The 23,085-nt window shown below is 73.4% G+C and carries 18 protein-coding genes; 11 read left to right on the top strand and 7 right to left on the bottom strand.

Annotated elements, in window-relative coordinates:
* Nucleotides 1-138: 138 nt before the first annotated feature.
* Entirely contained in the window at nt 139-894 is a 756-nt protein-coding gene (locus ABZ135_RS15715; protein WP_356695906.1) for an SIS domain-containing protein, read from the top strand.
* 106 nt (nt 895-1,000) lie between these two features.
* On the opposite strand, the gene ABZ135_RS15710 is transcribed toward ABZ135_RS15715, so the two are convergent.
* The 3 genes from ABZ135_RS15710 to ABZ135_RS15700 form a co-directional block, all read right to left on the bottom strand.
* On the bottom strand, nt 1,001-3,886 hold the full coding sequence (locus ABZ135_RS15710; protein ID WP_356695904.1) for a hypothetical protein: 2,886 nt from the start codon (nt 3,884-3,886) through the stop codon (nt 1,001-1,003).
* 171 nt (nt 3,887-4,057) lie between these two features.
* Nucleotides 4,058-5,395, bottom strand: coding sequence for a PAS domain-containing protein (locus ABZ135_RS15705; RefSeq protein WP_356695902.1), 1,338 nt, complete (start codon nt 5,393-5,395; stop codon nt 4,058-4,060).
* Between the two features lie 161 nt (nt 5,396-5,556).
* Complete coding sequence (locus ABZ135_RS15700; RefSeq protein WP_356695900.1) at nt 5,557-6,681, bottom strand: helix-turn-helix transcriptional regulator; 1,125 nt, start codon at nt 6,679-6,681, stop codon at nt 5,557-5,559.
* Between the two features lie 236 nt (nt 6,682-6,917).
* Here ABZ135_RS15700 and ABZ135_RS15695 point away from each other — a divergent pair, with 236 nt between their 5' ends.
* The 9 genes from ABZ135_RS15695 to ABZ135_RS15655 all read left to right on the top strand — a co-directional run bounded on the left by ABZ135_RS15695 (nt 6,918) and on the right by ABZ135_RS15655 (nt 17,155).
* Entirely contained in the window at nt 6,918-7,619 is a 702-nt protein-coding gene (locus tag ABZ135_RS15695) for a GriS protein (RefSeq protein WP_356695898.1), read from the top strand.
* Nucleotides 7,620-7,777: 158 nt separating this feature from the next.
* Complete coding sequence (locus ABZ135_RS15690) at nt 7,778-8,530, top strand: AfsR/SARP family transcriptional regulator (RefSeq protein ID WP_356695896.1); 753 nt, start codon at nt 7,778-7,780, stop codon at nt 8,528-8,530.
* Nucleotides 8,531-8,681: 151 nt separating this feature from the next.
* Complete coding sequence (locus ABZ135_RS15685) at nt 8,682-10,055, top strand: FAD-binding oxidoreductase (protein ID WP_356695894.1); 1,374 nt, start codon at nt 8,682-8,684, stop codon at nt 10,053-10,055.
* Nucleotides 10,056-10,317: 262 nt separating this feature from the next.
* Nucleotides 10,318-11,679: an MFS transporter gene (locus ABZ135_RS15680; protein WP_356695892.1), complete on the top strand. Its 1,362-nt coding sequence runs from the start codon at nt 10,318-10,320 to the stop codon at nt 11,677-11,679.
* Nucleotides 11,680-11,849: 170 nt separating this feature from the next.
* Nucleotides 11,850-12,899 carry a phenazine biosynthesis protein gene (locus ABZ135_RS15675; protein WP_356695890.1) on the top strand — a complete coding sequence of 350 codons (1,050 nt, stop codon included), beginning with the start codon at nt 11,850-11,852 and terminating at the stop codon, nt 12,897-12,899.
* The gene (locus ABZ135_RS15670; protein ID WP_356695888.1) at nt 12,899-14,329 is read left to right on the top strand and encodes an aldehyde dehydrogenase family protein; all 1,431 of its coding nucleotides are present in this window, start codon (nt 12,899-12,901) and stop codon (nt 14,327-14,329) included. The genes ABZ135_RS15675 and ABZ135_RS15670 overlap by 1 nt, the downstream gene beginning before the upstream one ends.
* Before the next feature lie 34 nt (nt 14,330-14,363).
* Nucleotides 14,364-14,774 (top strand): tyrosinase family oxidase copper chaperone, encoded by a 411-nt coding sequence (locus tag ABZ135_RS15665; RefSeq protein WP_356695886.1) that lies wholly within the window; start codon nt 14,364-14,366, stop codon nt 14,772-14,774.
* A gap of 31 nt (nt 14,775-14,805) precedes the next feature.
* On the top strand, nt 14,806-15,726 hold the full coding sequence (griF, locus tag ABZ135_RS15660) for a grixazone synthase (RefSeq protein WP_356695884.1): 921 nt from the start codon (nt 14,806-14,808) through the stop codon (nt 15,724-15,726).
* A 97-nt stretch (nt 15,727-15,823) separates the two neighbouring features.
* Nucleotides 15,824-17,155, top strand: a complete 1,332-nt coding sequence (locus ABZ135_RS15655) for an MFS transporter (RefSeq protein ID WP_356695882.1) — start codon at nt 15,824-15,826, stop codon at nt 17,153-17,155.
* A gap of 77 nt (nt 17,156-17,232) precedes the next feature.
* Here the strand turns inward: ABZ135_RS15655 and griH are convergent, their stop codons facing one another.
* The 4 genes from griH to pdxH all read right to left on the bottom strand — a co-directional run bounded on the left by griH (nt 17,233) and on the right by pdxH (nt 21,696).
* Nucleotides 17,233-18,339 carry a 3-amino-4-hydroxybenzoic acid synthase gene (griH, locus tag ABZ135_RS15650; protein WP_356695880.1) on the bottom strand — a complete coding sequence of 369 codons (1,107 nt, stop codon included), beginning with the start codon at nt 18,337-18,339 and terminating at the stop codon, nt 17,233-17,235.
* Between the two features lie 46 nt (nt 18,340-18,385).
* On the bottom strand, nt 18,386-19,189 hold the full coding sequence (locus ABZ135_RS15645) for a 2-amino-3,7-dideoxy-D-threo-hept-6-ulosonate synthase (protein ID WP_356695878.1): 804 nt from the start codon (nt 19,187-19,189) through the stop codon (nt 18,386-18,388).
* 77 nt (nt 19,190-19,266) lie between these two features.
* The gene (locus ABZ135_RS15640; RefSeq protein ID WP_356695876.1) at nt 19,267-20,658 is read right to left on the bottom strand and encodes an aspartate kinase; all 1,392 of its coding nucleotides are present in this window, start codon (nt 20,656-20,658) and stop codon (nt 19,267-19,269) included.
* A gap of 408 nt (nt 20,659-21,066) precedes the next feature.
* Nucleotides 21,067-21,696, bottom strand: coding sequence for a pyridoxamine 5'-phosphate oxidase (pdxH, locus tag ABZ135_RS15635; RefSeq protein WP_356695941.1), 630 nt, complete (start codon nt 21,694-21,696; stop codon nt 21,067-21,069).
* 273 nt (nt 21,697-21,969) lie between these two features.
* Here pdxH and ABZ135_RS15630 point away from each other — a divergent pair, with 273 nt between their 5' ends.
* Entirely contained in the window at nt 21,970-23,070 is a 1,101-nt protein-coding gene (locus ABZ135_RS15630; RefSeq protein WP_356695874.1) for a citrate synthase 2, read from the top strand.
* Nucleotides 23,071-23,085: the final 15 nt, after the last annotated feature.

Raw genomic sequence — 23,085 nt, 5'->3', positions numbered from 1 at the left:
CGCTGGCCCTGCACCAATTCTTACGCATCGCACCGACAACCGTGGCGTGCCGGGGTGAAGCGAGGCGAGACGGTATTGACAGGGCAATGGTCCAGACCGCACCGTGATCCGCGACCACGACGACAAGGAGCCGCCGCCATGGGCGAGAGCAAGCTGGCCGGACAGTTCTTCGACGCGGCCATCGGCCTGCTCCAGAAGGTACGGGACGAGGACGCGGAGGACATCGCCGCCGCGGGCACCGCGATCGCCGAGGCCGTCGCCGCGGGCGGCCGGCTCTTCGCCTTCGGCGCCGGTCACTCCTCGCTGGCCGCGCAGGACGTCGTGTACCGGGCGGGCGGCCTCGCGCTGATGAACCTGCTGGCCGTCCCGGGTGTCGTCGGCGTCGACGTCATGCCCGCCACCCTCGGCTCCGCCCTGGAGCGCGTCGACGGCCTGGCCGGCGCCGTCCTCGACTCCTCCCCCGCCCGCGCCGGCGACGTGCTGATCGTCATCTCCCTGTCCGGGCGGAACGCCCTGCCGGTCGAGATGGCGATGAACGCGCGGGCCCTCGGCCTCACCGTGATCGGGGTGACCTCCGTGGCGTACGCGACGGAGACCAGGTCCCGGCACGTCTCGGGCACGTATCTGAAGGACCACTGCGACATCGTCCTCGACTCCAAGATCGCCGTCGGGGACGCCGAACTCACCCACGAGGGCATCGAGGCCCCCTTCGCGCCCGCCTCGACGGTCGTCACCAGCGCCCTGATGCAGGCCACGATGGCCGCGGCCGCCGAGGAGATGGTCCGGCTCGGCGTCGAGCCGCCGCTGCTGCGGTCGGGGAACGTGGACGGCGGCCACGAGTGGAACGGGCGCGTGATGGCGGAGTACCGGGACCGCATCTTCTTCCGCCACTGAGAGCCGAGCCGACGAGTTTCGCGCCACCGGGGCCGGAAACGGGCGCGGGGGCCGCGGCGAGTTCTCGCCGCGGCCCCCGCGCCCTGCCGTCGTTCTCTGTCAGGTCCTAGGACACGTAGTAGCCGGCGACATCCGCCAGCAGCCCCACGGTCCCCGCGTGGTTGTAGAAACTCACCTTGCCGTTCACGACCGGGACGACGACCAGGTTGGGGATGGTCGTCCCGGCGGTGAAGTTGAGGTTCGACGTCGCCGGGCGCGGGGCCCCGTCCGGGAAGACGGACACATAGCCGGCCGCCGTCGGGGCGACGGCCGTCACGTTCATCACGACCGCCGTGACGCCGGTGGCCGGGATGCCGGAGCTGCCCGCGATCGGGAGGGTGACGGTCCTGCCGGGACCGACGGAGGTGTTCATGAGGCGGGTCGGGTTCATCGGCTGGAGCGCCGAGCCCGTGCCGTCCGTCGTGTAGTAGCCGGCCACGTCGGCCAACAGGTCCACCGAACCGCTGTGGTTGTAGAAGGTGACCTTCCCGTCCGCGGAGACCGGGACCACCACCAGGTTGGGGATCGTCCGGCCCGCCGTGAAGTTCAGGTTCGACGTCGCCGGTCGGGTCGTCCCCGCCGGGAAGACCGACACATAGCCGGCCGCCGTCGGCGCCACCGCCGTCACGTTCATCACGACCGCCGTCACCCTGGTCGCCGGGATGCCGGACCGGCCCGTGACCTGGAGGGTGACCGTCTTCCCCGCGCCCAGCTTGGCCTTGGGGGCGCCCAGGCCCGCCATGGTGTTCATGACCCGGACGGGGCCGACCGGCTTGTACGTGGCTCCCGTGCCGTCCGTCAGGTAGTAGCCGGAGACGTCCGCCAGCAGGTCCACCGAACCGGAGTGGTTGTAGAAGGTGACCTTCCCGTCGGCCGAGACGGGCACCATCACCAGGTTGGGGATCGTCCGGCCCGCCGTGAAGTTCAGGTTCGACGTCGCCGGTCGGACCGTCCCCGCCGGGAACACGGACACGTAACCGGTCGCCGTCGGGGCGACGGCCGTGACGTTCATGACGACGGCCGTGACACCCCTGGCGGGGATGCCGGACCGCCCGGTGATCTGGAGGGTGACCGACTTGCCCGGGCCCAGCTTGGCCCGCGGCGCGCCGACACCCGCCATGGTGTTCATCAGACGGGTCGGAGGCATCGCGTGGAACATGCCGCGGCCGTCCGTGGCGGCGCTGGTGACCGTGAAGGTGCCGAGCGGGGTGACCTTGTCGTCGAACGCCGCGTCGTTCACCGCCGACAGCGTCCACACGCCGACCGGCGCACCGGTCAGATCGAGCTCGGCCACGAGGTTCTCGCGGGTGGTGTCCACGGAAACGGTCGTGCTCTCGATCCTCGCGCCGGACGGGTGCTCGATCCGCAGCCGGTGCTCGGCCCTGAGCGCCGTGCCCGACAGCACCACCCTCGGCGTGGTGCCGCTCGCGGCGGCCCTGCGGCTCACGTCCCGGAAGGAGACCGGGTCGGCACCGCAGACCTGGACGGTGCAGACCAGTTCGGCGGAGTAGGCGGTACGGGAGTTCCACTCGCGCAGGCCGAGGACCATGACGGTCGGCTTCGCCACGCCGTCGGCCGGGTCGCCGAGGTAGCAGTCGATCTCGATGTCCCGGTCGGTGCAGCGGTCGATCGACCGGTCGTACAGCGAGAGGACGGCGCCCCGGCCGTCCCGCTCCGTGTCCTTGACCAGCGCGTCGTACCGGTCGTTCTGATACGTCGGCAGGGCGGCGCACACCGCGGTGTGCTGCTCGTCGAGGACGCCGGTGATCGGCCCGTAGCCGTAGCTGATGTTGACCGGAGTGGCGCACTCGGGTGCCGCGCCCGCCGCGCCCGCGATGCGCATGGCGTCGAGGCGGTACGGCTGCCCGGCGTGGATGCTGTTCCACGGCGTGGTGACGACGACCTGGTAGCGGGTCGCGCCCGTGACACCGCAGTCCTCGTACGTGGTGGTGCAGGAGAGCTGGCCGGCCGGTCCGTAGACGGTGTGGCGGGCGTCGTTGAAGCCGTCCCGCTCGTTGACGTACAGCACGTCACGGGCGTCGGCCGTGGTCACCTGGCGGCAGACCGGCGTGCCGGGCGCGGGGAGCGTGCCCGTGGCGGCCGGGGCGCCGACGGCGGTCGACGGCGTGGTCTCGCAGCCCTTGGCGGTGGCGGTGACGTCACGGCGGACGAGGTCGAACGCGCCCGCCGCCCCGTGTCCGGCGGCGACCACGCGGTACGACCTGCCGGCGACGAGGTCGCAGGCGGCCCATCCGTTGCGCTGGTCCGGCTGGTCGCAGATCTGGCGGCCGGTGTCCTCGAACACCCAGAAGCGGGCGACGGCGTCCGTGCCCCCGCTCACCTTCCGGATCTGGACGAGCTCCTTCAAGGAGTGGTCGCCCGCCGGGATGTCCGCGCAGTACGCGAAGGCGCCGTCCGCCGTGGAGAAGCGGGACGCGGGCGTGGCCGGGGTGAAGTCACCGGCCGGCAACGCGGGGCAGATGCCCTCGCCGTCGGCCGGCTCGCTCACACGCTGGAGGAACAGGGCGTACGGCGTCGGTGTCGGCGTGGTCTCGGAGACCGCGTACAGCTTCGCGTAGTGCGGGGCGGTGCCGCCCAGACGGCAGGTGCCGGTCCGCGTGTTCGACGGGCCGCAGATCTGCGCGCCGGTCGAGTCGACGATCGCCGGCGTCACGCCCCACGAACCGCCGAGCCGGTCGTCGACCGCCACGATCACGGCACCGGCCGGGAACGGCAGCTTCAGGCAGTCGACCTCGTCGGCGCTGTCGAGCGCGCCCCGGTTGTAGCCGACGGCGGCGTCCGCCGTCGCCGTGCACGGGGTGGTCGCGTCGGCGGCCGTGGCCCGCTGCGCGGGCAGCACGACGCTCAGCAGCGTGGACAGGGCGAGAAGGAGCGTGGTGAGATACGCGGCCGGTCTTCCCGTTCTGTGACGGAATCTGGTGCGTACGGGCACGCGAGGGTGCATTCCGGTCCCCCCGGGACGATGGCATCGAGAATGCGGTGATGATCGCACAGGTGACCGACGTAGCCGGTCGCCGTCGGCGCCACAGCCGTCACGTTCGTCACCACGGCCGTCACCCCGCCGCATGATCGCGCGGGTGTCCGACACCGACTGCGGGGGATTTCAGTCCCCGCCGCCCGCCGTGTCCAGTGCCGCCGCCACCCGGGCCGCGACCGTCTCCGCGTATTCGGCGTCCTCGCGCTCGAAGGCGGGGCGGGACGGGGAGCGGAGGAAGGTGGCGACGCCCACGGTGCGGGCGCGGGCGCGGAGGGGGACGCAGAGGGCGTGGGTGGTGTCGGCGGGCCAGAGGCGGTCGGTGGCCCAGCGGGGGGTGCCGGGGGCGGCGCTGGCGCGGGTGGGGCCCAGGCGGGCGAGGGCCTGGAGGGCGGGGTGGGCCGGGGCGTAGCGCAGCGGGATGCCGCCGGCGGCGACGGGGGCGACCGGTCCGGGGGCGCCGCTCGGGGTGGCGAGGGCGCGGACCAGGCGGTCGCCGGGGACGGCGCGGTCGACCAGGACGTGGTCGGCGAAGCCGGCGAGGGCGAAGTCCAGGAGGACGGCGGCGGCCCGCACCGGGTCCTCGCACTCGGCGGCGGCCGCGCCCGCGCGGTGCAACTGGCTCCAGCGGAACCGCAGCCGGTCGGCGTCCTGTTCGGCGAGGCGGGCCTCGGTGACGTCCTGGAAGAGCCAGCCGACGCCCAGCGGGACCGGCTCGGGTCCTTCGGCGAGCGGGGAGGCCAGGCGGACGAAGCCGCACCGCCAGCAGCGGCGGCGCTCGCCTCGGGCGCCGCGCAGGGTGACCCAGACGTCGGCCGGCGCGGGCGGCGAGCCCGCGGCCAGCACGTGCTGGAGGGCGCCTTCGAGCTCCTCGACGCCCTGGGTGACGAGTTCGCCGAGGGGACGGCCGAGCAGGGAGCCGCGGGAGGCGCCGAGGGCGCGGGCGGCGTAGCCGTTGACGACGGCGGGGCGCAGGTCGACGTCGACGAGGACGACGCCCCAGGCGGCGTCCGCGAGCAGCGCCTCGCTCAGCGCGAGGGACCGCTCCAGGTCGATCTGGACGTGCACCTCGCTGAACGCGCAGTACACCCCGGCCGGTCGGCCGTCGGCGCCGCGCACCCCGGCGGTCTGGGTGCGGACGAGGACCCGTCCGCCGTCCTTGCGCAGCAGCGCGAACTCGTGGACCTGGCGGCCGGGGGCGGTCATGGCGCGCAGCAGCCGGGCGAGCGTCTCCCCGGCGTCGGCGCTGCGGGCCGCCCAGCCGTCGAAGCCGCGCCGCCCGACGGCCTCGCGCGCGGTCCAGCCGAGGATCCGCTCGGCCTCGCGGTTCCAGTGGGTGACGGTCCCGGACGCGTCGAGCGCGCACAGCGCCGCGTCCATCCCGTCCAGCAGGGCGGCGAGAAGATCGGCCCCCGGAACACCGGGAACCCTCGCCGTGTCGGCCGTGTCACTCGCAGAGCCACTCATCCGGGCACCCCCCGGACGTCATTCAACTGGAACGTGACCCAGGACACAGCCCTTTCGGGAAAACCGATACGCGGCGTATACGGGGTGGATACGAGGCGGCCACGAGGGGGCCGGGTGGCGAAGCCGAGGGGCGGCCCCGGCGGTCGGCGCGCCGGACGGTCTCAGTCGTGGACGCGGACGATGCCGCGCTCGGCGAACGGCGCGTAGTACTCCGTGAACAGCTTGCCCACGAGCTCGCCCCGGCTGGAGACGCCGACCTTCTCGAAGATGCCCTTGATGTAGTCGCGGACGGTGTGCGGTGACAGATGGAGCTGTTCGGCGATCTTCCCGGTGGGCAGCCCGCGCGCGATGCACTGGGTCACCTCGGTCTCCCGGTCGGTCAGTTCGAAGGCGTCCACGATCAGCGGCACGATCTCGGAGGTCTTCGCCGGCTCGATCACCACGGCCGACGGGCCGAGGCCGCCGTCCGCCTCGCGCAGGCAGGAGGCGTGGCACACCAGCCAGTGGCCGCTGCGGGTGCGGACCCGGACGCGGGCGTGGCCGCGGTCGCGGTCCTGGGAGATGGCGCGGGCCTTGAGCGCGGTGGCCTGGACCCAGGCGGGCACGCGGAGCCCGGCGGTGCTGACGGCGGGGCCTTCGGGCAGGTCGGCGAGGTGGGCGCGGGCGTCGTCGTTGGCGGACAGCAGGGCGCCGGAGGCGTCGAAGAGGAGCAGTCCCGGCCCGTGCAGGCCGTCGGGCAGGGGCTGCGGGGCGGTGCCCGCGAAGGAGCGCAGCCGGCGGGCGAGCGGTGTCACCAGGCTCTCGATCAGCCGGGACTCGGCGGCGCCGAACGCGGGGCGGCCGTGGGCGCGGAAGAGGCTGATGTGGCCGTGCGGGCGGCCGCCGACGCGCAGCACGGCCCGTAACTCGTCCTGGAGGCCGCGGGGTTTCATGAAGGAGTGGTAGAGGCTGCTGCGGGCCGGCAGGTCGCCGGTGGCCTCGCGCAGTCCGGCGACCGGCACCTTGGCCTGGGCGAGGTCGCGGAAGAGGTTGACGTTCTCGGTGAAGAGCTCGGTCTCCCAGTAGACGGCGCAGCCGTGCTCGTCGAGGTTCTCGGCGCGGATGGGGGCGGCCATCATGCCGGTCTCCGGGTCCGTGACGCGCCAGACGGCGGCGTCGTACGGGATGAGCCGGCGCACGTGGTGGGACGCCTCGGCGAACATGCCGAGGGCGTCGCCGCTCTTGGCGGCCCGCGCGAGCAGTTCGGCGCGGCCGATCTCGATTCGGGAAACACGGTCACTGGTCACCCCTTGATCCTGGCAGTCCGCGGGCGGAGCGCCAACCCCTCACTTGGGGGGTAGGGAAAAAGGGCGGGCGGAGGCCAGGGGCATGCGGTCGTACGGGGTCAAGCTTTTGAAGAAGGGGACGGTCGCCGTGTGCCGCGGCAAACCCCCTCGAATGCGGGGATGAAACGCGGCGCGGACGGCGGGAGAATTCCCAAACTTTTCGGACGGCACTTTCCGGCAGGCGATGGGGAACGCGTATGAGGGTGGGCATCATCGGCGCGGGAGCGATGGGCAGGGCGATGGCGCGCCGGGCGGCGACGGCCGGAGCGGTCGTCCTGCTCGCCGACCGCGTCGCCGGGCCCGGCGACGGACGCGGGAGCGGGGGTGGGAGCGAGCACGGCGGCGGGCGCGGCGGCCGGCACCGGCGCGGGCACGGGAGCGGCCGGGCGCGGCGGGTGGCCCGCGAGGCGATGGCCGGAACCCCGGGGGTCGTGGTGACCGCGACGACCGCCGACGCACTCCGGCCGGGGCTGGTCTTCCTCGCCCTGGACCGGGCCGAATCCCTGGAGTTCCTGCGCCGTCACCGCCGTACGCTGACCGGAAAGGTGGTCGTCGAGCTGACCGTCCCGCGGGCCGAGCCGCACGGCACGGCGATGGGCGACCTGATGGCCGCCGCCCCCGGAGCCCGCTGGGTGAGGGCCTGTGCCGCCGGCGACGCCGAGTCGATCTACCGCGGGCTGATCGACGGTCATCCCGTCGACGTGTTCGTGGCCGCCGACGACGATCCGGCCAAGATTCGGGTGATCGAGCTCGCCGACCGTTCCGGTCTGCGGGCCCTCGACGCGGGGCGGCTCGACCGGGCGGGCGTGCTCGACGAATTGACATCTCTGGGTAGGGAAATCAGCCACCGACTGGCTACTCCGGAAGGCTGGGGAATAAAGTTGCTGCCGAGCTGGTGAGCGCCGGAAGCGGACATCGACCAATTCACCGGCAATCCGATCTTGGGGGAAGATCCATGACCAGAGAACCGGCTTTTCTCGCCCTGGGCGCCCTTGTCGTGCAGGGTCCGCACGGCGAGGTGAAGCTCAGCGGAAACCGACAGCGCATTCTGTTGACGATGCTGTTACTGGAAGGCAACCGGGTGGTGGCCGTCGACCGGCTCATCCGCGCCATCTGGGGCGATTCGCCACCCGCCACGGCCCGAAGTCAGATCCGTATCTGCGTGTCCTCGCTGCGCCGCCAGTTCGCGGCCGGCGACGTTCCCGCGACCATCGAGACGCACAAGACCGGTTACCGGCTGCGTGCTCCGGAGGCCACCATCGACCTGCACCGCTTCGGACAGCTCATATCCCGCGCCAGAGCCGGGGCGGCCGACCGTCCCGACCTGGAACTGGCGTCGCTCTACCGAGAGGCCCTCGCCCTGTGGCGGGGGCCTCTCGGCGAGGGGCTCGGCAGTCCGCTCCTGGACACCGTCGCCCTGAAGTACCACGAGGACTACCACTCCGCCCTGGAGGACTGCTACGAGCTGGAGTTGCGGCTCGGCTACCACCGCAGGGTCCTCGGCGAACTCACCCACCATGTCTCCGAGCACCCGTTCCGCGAGACGCTCATCGCCCAACTCATGATCGCCCTCTACCGCTCGGGGCGGACGGCCGACGCCCTCGCCCTGTTCCGCGACACCCACCGGCGCTTCCGCGACGAGCTCGGCATCGTCCCCGGCGAACGGCTCCAGTCCATCGAGAGCCTGATCCTCGGCGGCGCCGACAAGCACCTCGGCCAGCACACCGGCCGGCAGGAGGGCCGGCAGTCCCGCCCCGACGAGACCCTTCTCTTCGGGCAGCCGGCGGCCGCCGGGCCCACCCGCCACTGACCGGTCCTCCCCCCTCACCTGAGGGGGGAGGCCGGGGCGGAGTCCCTCCTCCGCAGGGGATGGAGCGCCCCACCCGTCGTCGAGAGACTCGGGGCGTTTCCAGGCCCGGCGCCCAAGGCCGTGGCGCCGTACGCACAGAGAGGGGCCGTCCATGGCTCGCCAGCCTCAGCACTCCGTCATCCCGGACAGCGCGGTGGACCGGCTCGTCTCCGAGGTGAAGGGCGAGGTCTTCCTCCCGGACGACCCGGGCTACGAGGCCGAGCTCGACGGCTTCAACCGGATCGGCCGGCACCGGCCGGCGATCGTGGTGGGCGCGGTCGCGGCCGAGGACGTCGCCGCCGCCGTCCGGCTCGCCGGCGAACTCGGGCTGCCGGTCGGCGTCCAGGCCACCGGCCACGGCATCGCGGCCCCCGCCGAGGAGGCCGTCCTGGTCACCACGCACCGCATGAACGCGGTCGCCGTCGACCCGATCGCCCGGATCGCCCGCGTCGAGGCCGGCGCCCGCTGGCACCAGGTCATCGCCACCGCCGCCTACCACGGTCTCGCCCCGCTCAACGGCTCCTCGCACCTGGTCGGCGTCGTCGGCTACACCCTCGGCGGCGGCCTCGGACCGCTCGGCCGGCAGTACGGCTATGCGGCCGACCACGTCACGCGCGTCCACCTGGTCACCGCCGCCGGCGAGCACCTCACCGTCACCCCCGAGACGCACGGCGACCTGTTCTGGGCGCTGCGCGGCGGCAAGGGCAACTTCGGGATCGTCACCGCCCTGGAGTTCCGCCTGATGCCGGTCGCCCGGCTGTACGGCGGCGGGCTCTACTTCCCCGGCGCCCAGGCCCCGGCCGTGCTCGACGCCTGGCGTGCCTGGACCGCCGACGTGCCCGAGACGCTGACCTCCTCCGTGGCCCTGCTCCGGCTGCCCGGGCTGCACCAGGTGCCGGGCCACCCGGCCGGCGAGCTCGCCGTCCACATCCGGATCGCGTTCACCGGCGACGAGGAGGAGGGCGCGCGGCTGCTGCGCCCGCTGCGGGAGGCGGGGACACCGCTCGCCGACACGGTCGCCGAGATGCCGTACAGCGACGTGGCCGAGATCCACCAGGACCCGACCGAGCCGCTGCCCTACCACGAACGGAACGTCGTGCTGGCGGAGTTCGGCGAGGACGCCCTGGCGGCCCTGCTGGCCGCCGCCGGTCCCGGCGCGGACTGCACCGACCCGATGGTGGAGCTCCGGCACCTCGGCGGGGCGCTGTCCCGGCAGCCGTCCGTGCCCGGCGCCGTGGGCCGGGACGGTGCCTTCACCCTGTCCACGCTGTCCCTGCCGGGCTCCCCCGACGTCGTCCTGCGCCCGCTCTCCCGCTGGTCCACCGGCCGCCGCTACCTGAACTTCCTGGCCGGCGCCGACACGGCGGCCCTGGCCGCCGACTGCTTCGACGAGGAGACCTTCGCCCGCCTGCTGCGGGTGAAGAGGCACTACGACCCGCACAACGTCTTCCGCCTGGGCCACGCGCTGCTCCCCGACGCCGCCTGAGGGCTACGGGCCGGGGCCCGTAGCCCGACCGGGCCCGCGCCCCGAACCCGTACACCGAACCTCGTATCCCGACCCGACCTCCCGGACCCGTCCGGAGCCGCCCGACCTGCCCAGGGCGCTCCCGCCGCCGGTCCGGGGCCACCCGCCGGGCCGGGCCCGCAACCCCCGAACGGGCCCGGCCCGGCCCCTCCGCCCCGATCGCTGATCACCGATCAGCGCCCACCGACCACGCCGCCCCGCTCGTCTCCGTAGGAGGAGACCCATGACCACCGACCAGGCCCTGTCCACCGCCCCCGGGCAGCCGGCTGCCGTGCTCAGCGCCCGCTCCGCCGGACTCCGCTACGGCGCCCTCTTCGGGCCCGCCGTCTTCGGCGTCACCGCCGCCGGCGTCGCCCTGCCGGACGTCGCCAAGGCCCTGCACGCCACACCGGCCACCGCCGCCTGGGTGCTCACCGCCCACGCGCTGGCGCTCGGCGTCGGCACCGCGCTCTTCGGGCGGCTCGCCGACTCCCGCGGCGTGCGCACCTCGCTGCTCGTCGGCTCGCTCGTGCTCGCCCTCGGCACCGTCATCTGCCTCTTCGCCCCGAACATCGGCGTCCTCGTCGCCGGCCGCTTCGTCCTGGCCACCGGCTCCGGCGCCATGACCTCCGGCGCCCTCGCGCTGTCCGCCGCCGCGCCCCCGGCCGACCGGCCCAAGGTGCTCGGCGGGTTCGGCGCCACCATGGCCGTCTTCTCCGCCAGCGCCACCCTCGCCGGCGGCGTCTTCACCCAGTGGGTGACCTGGCGGATCGCGCTCGTCCTGCCCGCCCTGTCGCTGCTCGCCGTGCCGCTGTGCCTGCGCGCCGCCGCGGCCCGGGCCGGCAGCGGCCGCAAGCTCGACCTGCCCGGCGCCGTCCTGCTGACCGTCGCCGCCATGTCGTTCCTGCTGCTCATCCAGTCGTACGCGCTCGGCCTGTCCGCCGGTGTCGTCCTCGCCCTCGCCGCCGCGCTCGTGGTGTCCCTGGGCGGCCTGATCCAGCGGGTGCGCTCCACCGAGGGCTCGTTCGTGCCGCGCCGGCTCGTCGCCGACCGGGTGTTCCTGCGGGCCTCGCTCACCGGCGTCGGCGCCTACGCGGGCCTGTTCGCCGCGATGTACCTCGTGCCGCAGATCCTCGTCGGCGGGCACGGCTGGAGCGTCCTGGCCGTAGGTACGTGGCTGCTGCCCGGCGCGGTCGTCGGCGCCGTCCTGTCCCGCTTCGCCGGGAAGTTCGCGGGCGGCGGCGCCGGGTCGGTGATGCTGAGCGCCATCGCCCTCGCCATGGCCGCGGTCCTCGCCCTGTCGGCCGCCGTGACCAACCCGACGCCGCTGCTCATCGGCGCCTCGCTCGGCTTCGCCGCCTTCGCCGTCACCCAGGTCATCACCACCGCCCTGATGTCCGCCCACGTCGAACCCGCCCTGCGCGGCGGCGCGATGGGCCTGCTCAACCTCACCTTCTTCGTCGGCGGCGGGGTCGGCAGCGCCACCGCCGGCGCGCTCGTCAAGTCGATGTCCATGACCGACGTGCTCGCCGTCGTCGCGGTGTTCCCGCTGATCGCCGCCGTCTCCGCGCTCACCCTGCGCTCCACCGGCGGCTCCAAGAACTGACCCGGCGGGCCGGGCACCGCCCCCGACCCGGCCCGCCGGGTCACCCGGACACCCGGACCCCCGGGACACCGGACCCGACGCGAAACAACACCAATACAGCCGCGATAGGCGCCGACCGAAGGATGAACACCGTCGGCGCCTCTTCGCGTTGAAGGAGACCAGTACTCGCCATGACCGACACGGAATTCGACCTTCACATACGGAAGTCGATGGCCTGGCACTTCGGTGCCGACACCGGCTCCCCGTTCTGGCTCGCCAAGCGCGACAGCCTCGGCTTCGACCCGCTCACCGACATCGGCGGCCTCGCCGACCTCACCCGCTTCCCCGACGTCAGCGCCGAACTCCGCACCGTGCCCGTCGGCGACCTCATCCCCCGCGGCCTGAAGGACCGGGTCTTCCGGGTCTACGACTCCGGCGGCACCACCGGCTCCCCCAAGCGGATCGTCGACAGCGCCGCCCGCGCCGAACTCCTCGTCTGGGCCCGCGAACGGCTCATCGAGAGCGGGGTGCCCGCCGAGGGCGACTGGCTCCACCTCGGCCCCAGCGGCCCCCACGTCATCGGCTACGACGTCTCCCGCTACGCGGCCCTGTCCGGCGCCCTCTTCCACACCATCGACCTCGACCCGCGCTGGGTGAAACGTCTCCTCGGCGACGGCCGCGAGGACGAGGCGGACCGCTACGTCCAGCACCTGCTCGACCAGGCCGAGACGATCCTCACCACCCAGAAGGTCGCCGTCCTCAGCTCCACCCCGCCGCTCCTGGAGGCCATCTGCGCCCGCCCCGGCCTCTACGAGCTGGTGCGGAGCAACGTGAAGGCCATCATCTGGGCCGGCACCTCCATCAGCGCCGAGAACCTGCGCATGCTCGACCGGGAGTTCTTCCCCGACGCCGCCGTCGTCGGCGTCTACGGCAACAGCCTCATGGGCGTCGCCCCGCAGCGCCCGGCCGCCCCCGGCGACACCCACCCCTGCGTCTTCGAGCCGTACCCGGCCACCACCCGCCTCGAACTCGTCGACGACGAGGGCCGGCCCGTGCCGTACGGGGAGCGCGGCCGGGTCCGGCTGCACCTGGTCGCGGAGGAGATGTTCCTGCCCAACATCCTGGAGCGGGACAGCGCGATCCGGGTCGCCCCGCGCCCCGGCTCCCCCGTGGACGGCCTCGCCGACGTCCAGACCTACCGGGCCGTCGACGACGTCCGCGTCATCGAGGGGGTCTACTGATGGCCGGCGCCACCCCGCTCACCGACGCCACCCCGCTCACCGTCGACCCGCTGGTCTGCGGCCGCACCGTCACCAGCTCCGACCGCACCCGGCTGCCCGACGTCCGCGGCGGCGACCTCGCCGACGTCGGCACCGCCCCGCGCCTCATGGCGCTCGCCGCGCTGCGCGAGCTGCGCACCCACGCCGACGGCCGCCCCGTGGACCAGGACGTCTTCGACAAGGCGGCCGAGCTCTTCGAGCACGCCGCCCTGGAGGGCGAGTCGCCCGAGGAGTACGCGGCCCGCGTCTCGTACGCCACCGGGCTCACCTCCGCCGCCGTCGCCCAGTCCGTCCGCGACCTCGTCGACGAGCTGCGCGAACTGACCGAGACGACCGCCGCCGAACTGCCCGGCACCCGCTTCGGCCCGGCCGCCGGTACCCAGCGGGGCCCGCACGCCGGCTCCGGCTTCACCACCCGCTGGGTGGCGCGCGGCCGGGTGTTCGCCGCCGTCATGGCCAGCAACCACCCCACCCCCAGCGTCACCTGGGCGCAGGCCCTCTTCCACGGCTACAGCGTCGCCGTGAAGCCCGGCAGCCGCGACCCCTTCACCCCGCTGCGGCTGGCCCGGGCGCTGCTCGCCGCCGGACTGCCCGCGCACAAACTGGCCGTCCTGCCGGCCGCGCACCAGACCGGCGAGTTCCTCCTCAAGGAGGCCGACCGGGGCATCGTGTACGGCGGCGACAGCGCCGTACGACGGTGGCAGGGCGACGAGTCGGTGGCCGTGCGCGGCCCCGGGCGGACCAAGGCGCTGCTCGACGCCGAGCCGGACGACGCGGTCGTCGGGCACCTGGCGCTCTCCGCGTCCTTCGACGGCGGCACCCGCTGCACCAACCTGTCGGCGGTGCTCACCACCCGCCCGGTGCGAGAGGTCGCCGACGCGCTCGCCCGCCGGCTCGCCGCCCTGCCGAGCGTGCCCGCCACGACGGCCGGGGCGACGCTCCTGGTCGCCGACCGCGAGCGGGCCGAGCGGATCCGCGGCCAGGTGGCCGAGCTGCGGGCGGCCGCCGGGGTGACCGACCACAGCACCGCCTTCGACCCGGACGCGGCCGGCACCGTCGTCGAGCTGGCCGACGGCTCCCGGCTGCTGCGCCCGCTGGTGCTCTCCGTGGACCGGGCCGACCATCCGGCGGTCGGCACCGAGCTGCCCTTCCCGTTCGTGGTCGTCGCCCCCTGGACGCCCGCCGACGGGGTGGCACCGCTGCGCGGGTCGCTCGTCCTCAACCTCCTCACGGACGACGAGGAGCTGGTCGACGCGGCCGTGCGCGAGCCGAGCGTCCGCAAGGTCACGCGCGGGACGGTCCTGCCGTGGACGGCGGTCCCCGGCATCCCGCACGACGACAACTACACCCAGTTCCTGCTGGAGCCCAAGGGCGTCGTGGCCGCCGCCTGACGCAGCCGACCTCCGCCTCACGAAGGGAAACACCGTGTCCATCAAGCGACGCGACATGGTCAAGCTGACCGCCGGCACCGCCCTCGCCGCCTCCGCCGCCGCGGTCCCGTTCGCCACCGGCGCCGTGGGCGCCGAGGACGCCCCGCAGACCGCCGACCGGGCCGCGGGGCAGGCCGCCGCCGGGGACGACGACTACACCGAGACCTACCAGGGCCGCACCATCCGGGTCGCGTCCGCCGCGGCCGGCGGCGGCGTGTTCATCGACGGGCGCCCGCTGCACCTCATGAAGTTCGCCGAGGACGCCTACCTCAGCTCCCTGTGCCACTACGAGATGGCGCCGACCCCGCTGGTCGCCGCCCGCCGCGCCGTCGAGGAGCTCCGCGGGGCCCAGTTGCTCCCCACCGTCCACGGCGCCCACGTCATGGACGCCACGACGCCCGCCTGACCCGCCGCCCGCCCGAGAGGGAGCCCCCGCCATGGTGCACGTACGCAAGAACCACCTCGACATGACCCGCGAGGAGAAGCGCAGATTCATCCACGCCGTCAAGGAGATCAAGCGGAGAGGGATCTACGACCGCTTCGTCGACCTGCACATACGGATCAACTCGCAGGACTACCTGGACAAGGTGACCGGCAAGCGGCTCGGCCACATCAACCCCGGCTTCCTGCCCTGGCACCGCCAGTACCTGCTGCGCTTCGAGCGGGAGCTGCAGAAGGTCGACCCGCGCGTCACCCTGCCGTACTGGGACTGGACCGTCGACCACGGCGAGGACTCCCCGCTGTGGGACGAGGACTTCATGGGCGGCAACGGCCGGCCCGGCGACCGCCGGGTGATGACCGGCCCGTTCGCCCGTGACAACGGCTGGGTCCTCAACATCAGCGTCGTCCCCGTCGGCGACGAGCACCCGGCCCTGAACGGCAACTACACGCACGACGACCGGGACTACCTGGTCCGGGACATGGGGACCCTGACCGACAAGCTGCCCACCCCGAAGGAGCTGGACGACACCCTCGCCCTGAAGGTGTACGACTCGGCGCCGTTCAACCACACCTCGGGCAGCGAGCCGCCGTACGCGAGCTTCCGCAACCACCTGGAGGGCTACACCAAGTTCGCCTGGGAGGAGGCCGCGGGCAAGCTGCACGCGGCCGGGCACGTGTGGGTCGGCGGCCACATGATGTACATCGGCTCGCCCAACGACCCGGTGTTCTTCCTCAACCACTGCATGATCGACCGCTGTTGGGCGCTGTGGCAGCAGCGGAACCCGGAGGTTCCGCACTACCTGCCCCTGGAGCCCACCACCGACGTCCCCGACATCAACACCCCGCTGGGTCCGTGGCACACGATGACGCCGCGCGACCTGATCGACCACACCAAGTGGTACCGCTACGACAAGTAGCACCCGCCGGGCGCCGGACCGCGGACCTCCTCGGAGGCCGGGGTCCGGCGCCTTCGTGTCTCCCCGCCCCTTCGTCCCCACCCCTGTGGAGGTCATCGTGTCCGCCCGAAGACACTCACCCGCGGCCGTCCTCGCCCTGTGCTGGGCGGCGGTCTTCTTCGACGGCTTCGACGTCATGGTGTACGGCGCCGGGCTGCCGTACATGCTGGACGACGCCGCGTTCGGCCTCGACGCAGCGACCGCCGGCACCATCGGAAGCTGGACCACCCTCGGCATGCTGCTCGGCGCCCTCGGCTGCGGCAGCCTCACCGACGGCCTCGGCCGCCGCCCGGTCCTGGTCGGCTGTGTCGTCGCCTTCTCCGCCGGCTCCGGCGTGTGCGCGGTGGCCGGTTCCGTCGGCGTCTTCGGCGCCGGGCGGTTCCTCACCGGCATCGGCCTGGGCGGCCTCATCCCGGTCTGCCTGGCCGTCGTCGCCGAGTTCACGCCCGCCGCGCGGGTGCCGCTGGCGACCGGCGTCCTCATGTCGGCGTATCACGCGGGCGGGATGACCGCGACGGGCGTCGGCCTGTGGCTGGCGCCCGGCCACGGCTGGCGCTGGGCCTTCGCCGCCGGTGTGCTGCCCGCCGTCGTCGCCGTACCCCTGCTGCTGCGCCTGCTGCCCGAGTCGCCCACCGTGCTCTGGGCCAAGGGCCGCCGGAGGGAGGCGGCCGAGACCGCCCTCGCGTACGGGCTGCCCGACCCGGCGGTGGCAGCGGGAGGGCCCGGGGCGGCGCCGGGGCGGTCCGGGGGGCGGCTGCGGGCCGTCGCCGCGCTCGTCGGCCGTGAGCACCGCGCCGCCACGCTGCTGCTGTGGCTGGCCTCGGCCTGCGGCCTGATGCTGGTCTACGGCCTGAGCACCTGGCTGCCGCAGTTGATGCGGGCCTCCGGATACGGGCTCGGCTCGTCGGTCGGCTTCCTGATGGCCGTCAACGCGGGCGGCATCGTCGGCATGCTGCTCGCCGGCTGGGTCGCCTCCCGGTTCGGCGCGGTGCCGGTGGCCGCGACCTGGTTCGCGCTGACCGCGGTGTCGCTGCTGCTGCTCTCGGTGCGGATGCCGGTGCCGGTGACGTACGTCCTCGTCACGGTGACCGGGATCTGGCTCTACAGCGCCTCGACGATGGTGTACGCGGTGGCCGGCGGTTTCTATCCGGCGGCGCTGCGCGCCCCGGGGCTGGGCTGGGTGGCCGGGGTCGGCCGGCTCGGGGCCGTGCTGTCCCCCTGGCTGGGCGGCTATCTGCTGTCCCACGGCCACGGCTCGTGGGGTTTCCCCGTGTTCGCGGCGGCGGGGGTGCTGGGCGCGGTGGCGGTGCTGCTCAGCCGGGCGGCGCGGCGCCGGCCGGGGCCGGACGGGACCGAGGCGGCGCGGGGGGCCCGTACGGCCGCCGTGTGAACCGCCCCGGCCGTGCCACCCGCGGGACGGGTGGCACGGCCGGGAGCGCACGGCACGGGGTCTTGCTTCAGGAGGTCTTACTTCTCCAGGCAGAACTCGTCGATCGGGTAGCCGACGTGACGGTCCTCGCTGGGCAGGTAGCCGAGCACGATGTCGCCGGGCTTCAGCTCCGTGCTGTTGAGGACGACGCCGTTGGGGCCGAGGACCCGCACGTGCCAGTCGTCCTGGAGGATCAGGTTCACCCGCTGCCCGTTGGGGGCCTCGGCGTCGATGGAGATCAGCGGACGGGACTCGATCTTCACCCGGCCGACGGTGACCAGACGCGTGTTGCCCTTCACGTCCACCGCGGTGACCTTGCTGCCGGCCTTGAGCTCGCTGAGGTAGTTGGTGCGCTCGTCCTTGCCCAGCGTGTACGAGTGGATGGCGCCGGCGTTGACCCGGAAGGGGCGGGTCGGCATGTACGGCAGCGGGTGGGTCTCGCTGACGCACAGGATCATGCCCTTGGAGTGCGAGCCGACCAGGATGCCCTCGTCCTCGCGGAAGTGGGTGCAGGTGTCGACGCAGGCCCGCTCGCCCATGCCGATGTGGCTGGTCTCCACGATCCGCAGCTCGGTGAGGTTGAGGTTCGGGACGTCGGCCTCGGCGGCCCGCTTCAGGGCGGCGGTGTCGCCGACCTTCGCCGGGGCCATCATGACGCCGTCCGAGCCGTGCTCCAGGACACCGAAGATGATCTCGGCCTCCTCCACGTCCTGCGCCACGGTGATGAGCGAGCCGGTGGAGCGGGCCGCGGCCGCGATGACGATCTCCAGCGGGATCTTGGTGGGGTCGCGGAACAGCAGCACGCTCCACTTCTCGGTGCGCGCCGACTCGCAGGCGTCCTCCAGGGTCGGGGCGTCGACGATCTCGACGAACCGGCCGACCTCCACCTCCGGGTGCTTCAGGGCGAGTTCGGCCGGGGTCACGCCGTGCTTGGCGGGGTCGACGATGACGACGGTCGCGTCGCCGAAGTCCTCCGGCAGCGGCTTGTTCTGCGGGAACAGGACCTTGGTGATGGTGGGCGGCAGGTCCTTGAGGTGCTCGGTGTCGTCGGCGACGACCGCCTCCACGCGGTGGTGCAGCGCCTCCTGGAGGATCGCCTCACGGGCCTCGCCGAGCGAACGGATGTCGAGCCAGCTCATCTTCATGGAACTCTCCTGATCTGTTGCGGTGTTCTCTGGCGGGCGCTGTTCTCTAGCGGGCCGTGGCGGCGGGGACGGCGGGGCGCCGTCCGTGCACGAGGTCGGAAAGCTTGTCGGTGAGGGCGCCGGGGTTCGGGGCCTGGAAGACGTTGCGGCCCATGGCGATGCCGGCGGCGCCGCCGCTCAGGGCCTCCTCGACGTACGCGAGGGTGGCGGCCTCGTCGTCGTTGCGGGGGCCGCCGGTCACGATGACCGGGACGGCGGCGGTGGCGGTGACGTCCCGCATCGCGGCCACCGAGCCGACGTACGGGCTCTTGACGATGTCGGCGCCGAGGTCGGCGGCGAGCTGGATGGCGTGGGCGACCAGGCCGGGGTCGCGCGGGTTGTCGATCTTCGGGCCGCGCGGGTACATCATCGCGAGCAGCGGAACGTTCCAGCGGTCGCAGGCGTCGCCCACGGCGGCCAGGTCCGCGATCTGCTCCCGCTCCTCGTCGGCGCCCAGGTTGACGTGGACGCTGACGGCGTCGGCACCGAGCCGCAGCGCCTCCTCGACGCCCGCCACCAGGTACTTGGCGTTCGGGTCGGGGGCGTGCACGGTGCTGGCGCTCAGGTGCACGATCAGCGAGGTGTGGGCGAACCACTCGGGGTCGATCCGCCGCAGCGCGCCCTTGTGCAGCACGACGGCGTCCACGTGGTGGCGGGCCAGTTCGCCGACGAGCGCGCCGACCCGGCTGCCCCCGGTCACGGGGCCGTCGGTGACGGAGTGGTCGAGCGGCACGACGAGGAGCCGGTCCGGGGCATGGCGGTACAGCCTGCGCAGCCGTAAGCGGCGGGCGAAGGACAACTGGTCGGTCATCGGTTCTCCCAGGGGGGTGGGTCAGTCAGGTCACGGGGGCCGGGCGGGTCCGGGCCGGAGGGGTGGGGCCGGAGGGGTCAGGTCCGGCCGGCGAGGGTCAGCGGGCTGTCGTCCGACGAGCCGTCGAGCTCGAACTCGGTGTGCAGGAGCCGCACCGCCCGGTCCATCTCGGTCCGCGGCACGGTCACCGAGATCCGCAGTTGCGAGGCGGAGAACGCGCCGGCGGGGATGCCGCGGTCGGTGAGCGCGGACAGCATCCGGGCCGCGTACTGGGGGCGGCTGAGCAGGCCCTTGCCGACGATCGACACCTTGGCCACGGAGTCGTCCACGGTGAGCGCGTCGGCGCCGTCGGCGGCGTGCGCGGCGAGGAACTCGCGTACCGCCGCGAGGCGGGTGTGCGGCACGGTCAGGCCGATGGTGTGGCCGCCGCCGCGCTCCTCGTGCACGGAGGTCATGTCGGCGGGGACGGCCTCCCTGCCGAGCGCGCGGAACACGGTGAGCGCCGGGTTCTCCGCCGTCCCGGACGTGCGGACGGTGACCCGCGCCGCGTCCTGGTCGTGTACGACCGCCATGACGGCGGCCTGGGTCTCGAGCATGGTCTCTCCGTCGGTCGCGTGGGGTGCGCCGGCGTGGGGGGCGCCGACGTGGAGCGCGGGCGTGTGGAGTGCGGGGGTGTGGAGTGCGGTGGTCTGGGGTGCGGTGGCGTGGAGTGCGGTGGCGTGGATACGCGTGCCGACCTCGGGGGCCGCGGAGTGGCCGACGTGGATGTCGAGCCCGCACAGCGCGGCGAGTTCGACCGCGCGGGAGTGCATGACCTTGGCGCCGGCGAAGGCCATCTCCGCCATGACGTCCATGTCGAGCCGGGGCATCAGCCGGGCGGTGGGGACCAGGCGGGGGTCGGCGGTGAGGACGCCGGGGACGTCCGTGTAGATCTCGCAGTGGGTGGCGCCGAGCTCGGCGGCCGCGGCGACGGCGGTGGTGTCCGAGCCGCCGCGGCCCAGCGTGATGATGTCGCCGTCGGCGTCGACGCCCTGGAATCCGGCGAGGACGACGACCCGGCCGGCGTCGAGGAGCCGCTCGGCGCGCTCGGTGTCGATGGCGACGATGACGCCCGAGCCGGGCGGCCCGGAGGCGAGGATGCCGGTCTGCGCGCCCGAGAGGGCGGTCGCCGGGGCGCCGATGCGCTGGAGGGCCATCGCCATCAGGGCGGCGGAGGCGGCCTCGCCGGTGGCGAGGAGCTGGTCGAGCTCGCGGCCGTCGGCGTCGGGGTTGATCTCCCCGGCGGTGCGGATGAGGTGGTCGGTGGTCTTTCCCTGCGCCGAGACCACGACGGCGACGCGGAGGCCGGACGCGGCGACGCGGGCGATCCGGCGGGCCACCCGGCGCACGTGCTCGGTGGTCGCCAGCGAGCTGCCGCCGAACTTCTGCACCACCGTGCCCCGCGTGCGCTCCTCGCCAAGGGTTGCCATCTGTCCCCCGCTCGTCGGTCTCGGTCAACTGGCGACGAGCCAACCGGAGGGCCGTATCGGGGGCCGTATCGCGCGGGCTATCCGCACCGCATCGGGCCCGCATCGGAGCGTGACGGCGGAGAAAAGCGGACGGGAAAAACAGTTGAGTCCCCGCGAGGCGCTTCTTAGGGTGGGGTCACACGCGAAAGGAGGTGATCCGAAAAAATGGTTTCTTTTCGGACTCGTGAGGTGACTGCGGGCTAAGCCTGCCGTCGCACTCTTGTGCACCTCGGCAGGCCACCTGCCGACAACCACGCAGTCACCCGACCCGTGGGCCGCCGGTCAGTCCGGCCGGCTCCCGTCCGGACCTAGGCGGACGGGACCCAGGCCCACGGGTCGTCTGCGTGTACGGGGTGAAGACCCGGCCCGTCAGGGCGACAGCCGCTCCACCCGCCAGGAGCCCTCGCCCTCCCGCACGTACCGCAGCCGGTCGTGCAGCCGGTTCTCGTGCCCCTGCCAGAACTCCACCGTCTCCGGGACGACGCGGACACCGCCCCACTCCGGCGGCACCGGCACCTGCTCGCCCTCCGGGTAGCGCGCGGCCAGTTCCTCGTAGCGGGCGAGCAGCTCGGCCCGCGACTCGATCACCGTGGACTGCCGGCTGGCCCACGCGCCCAACTGGGAGCCGTGCGGCCGGGTGCGGAAGTACGCCACCGTCTCGTCCCGTCCGGTGCGGGCCGCGCGCCCGGTCACGATCACCTGACGGGCCAGCGGATGCCAGGGGAAGAGCAGCGAGACGTGCGGGTTGGCGTCCAGCTCCCGGCCCTTGCGGGAGCCGTAGTTCGTGAAGAAGACGAAGCCGGCGTCGTCGTAGTGCTTGAGCAGCACGGTGCGCGAGGACGGGCGGCCGTCGGGCGTGGCGGTGGAGACGACCATCGCGTTCGGCTCGTGGATCGCCGGATTGGCGACGGTGTCCTTGAACCAGCGCGCGAACTGTTCGACCGGTTCGGGTGCGAGGTCCGCCACGGTCAGCTCCATGGTCCGGTACTGCTCGCGCATGTCGGCGGGATCGAGAGCGTCGGTCACGGGCCCCATCCTGCCGTAGCGTCCCAGTGTGCCCGGCACCGCGTACGCCTAATCCTTCGTCGCCGGATCGGCGCACTGTGCCGGATGTCACCTTTCCCCGCATCATCGGAACCGTACAGACTCATCCGCTGGATCACTGTTCCGTTCCGCCAACCGGCCGCCGGGATGATTGATCATCGATCACATCGACGTATCGAAGGATCGATCACACCGGCGTTTCGCCACATCGCGCAGAGGAGCCGCCTCATGTCTGACTTCGTACCGGGACTCGAAGGAGTCGTCGCGTTCGAGACCGAGATCGCCGAGCCCGACAAGGAGGGCGGTGCCCTCCGCTACCGCGGGGTCGACATCGAGGACCTGGTCGGTCATGTCTCCTTCGGCAACGTCTGGGGCCTGCTCGTCGACGGCGCCTTCAACCCGGGCCTGCCCGCCGCCGAGCCGTTCCCGATCCCGGTGCACTCCGGTGACATCCGCGTCGACGTCCAGTCCGCGCTGGCCATGCTCGCCCCGGTCTGGGGTCTCAAACCGCTCCTGGACATCTCCGCCGAGCAGGCCCGCGACGACCTCGCCCGCGCCGCCGTCATGGCCCTGTCGTACGTCGCCCAGTCGGCCCGCGGCCAGGGCCTGCCGATGGTGCCGCAGAGCGAGATCGACAAGGCGGAGACGGTCGTCGAGCGGTTCATGGTGCGCTGGCGCGGCGAGCCGGACCCGAAGCACGTCAAGGCCGTCGACGCCTACTGGACCTCGGCCGCCGAGCACGGCATGAACGCCTCCACCTTCACCGCCCGCGTGATCGCCTCCACCGGCGCCGACGTGGCCGCCGCCCTGTCCGGCGCCGTCGGCGCCATGTCGGGCCCGCTGCACGGCGGCGCGCCGTCCCGCGTCCTCGGCATGATCGAGGAGATCGAGCGCACCGGCGACGCGACGGCGTACGTGAAGCAGGCGCTCGACAAGGGCGAGCGGCTCATGGGCTTCGGCCACCGCGTCTACCGCGCCGAGGACCCGCGCGCCCGCGTGCTGCGCCGCACGGCGAAGGAGCTCGCGGCGCCCCGCTTCGAGGTCGCCGAGGCCCTGGAGAAGGCCGCCCTCGAAGAGCTGCACAACCGCCGTCCGGACCGGGTCCTGGCGACGAACGTCGAGTTCTGGGCCGCGATCGTCCTCGACTTCGCGGAGGTCCCGGCGCACATGTTCACCTCGATGTTCACCTGCGCCCGCACGGCCGGCTGGTCGGCGCACATCCTGGAGCAGAAGCGCACCGGCCGCCTGGTCCGCCCGTCCGCGCGCTACGTGGGTCCCGGCCAGCGCGACCCGCGCGAGATCGAGGGCTACGCCGACATCGTCGGCTGACCGCACGGGTCACGA

Source organism: Streptomyces sp. NPDC006339 (assembly GCF_040612775.1).
GTDB lineage: Bacteria > Actinomycetota > Actinomycetes > Streptomycetales > Streptomycetaceae > Streptomyces.
Note: the sequence above shows the minus strand (reverse complement) of the source record. Positions and strands in the feature narration are given on the sequence as shown.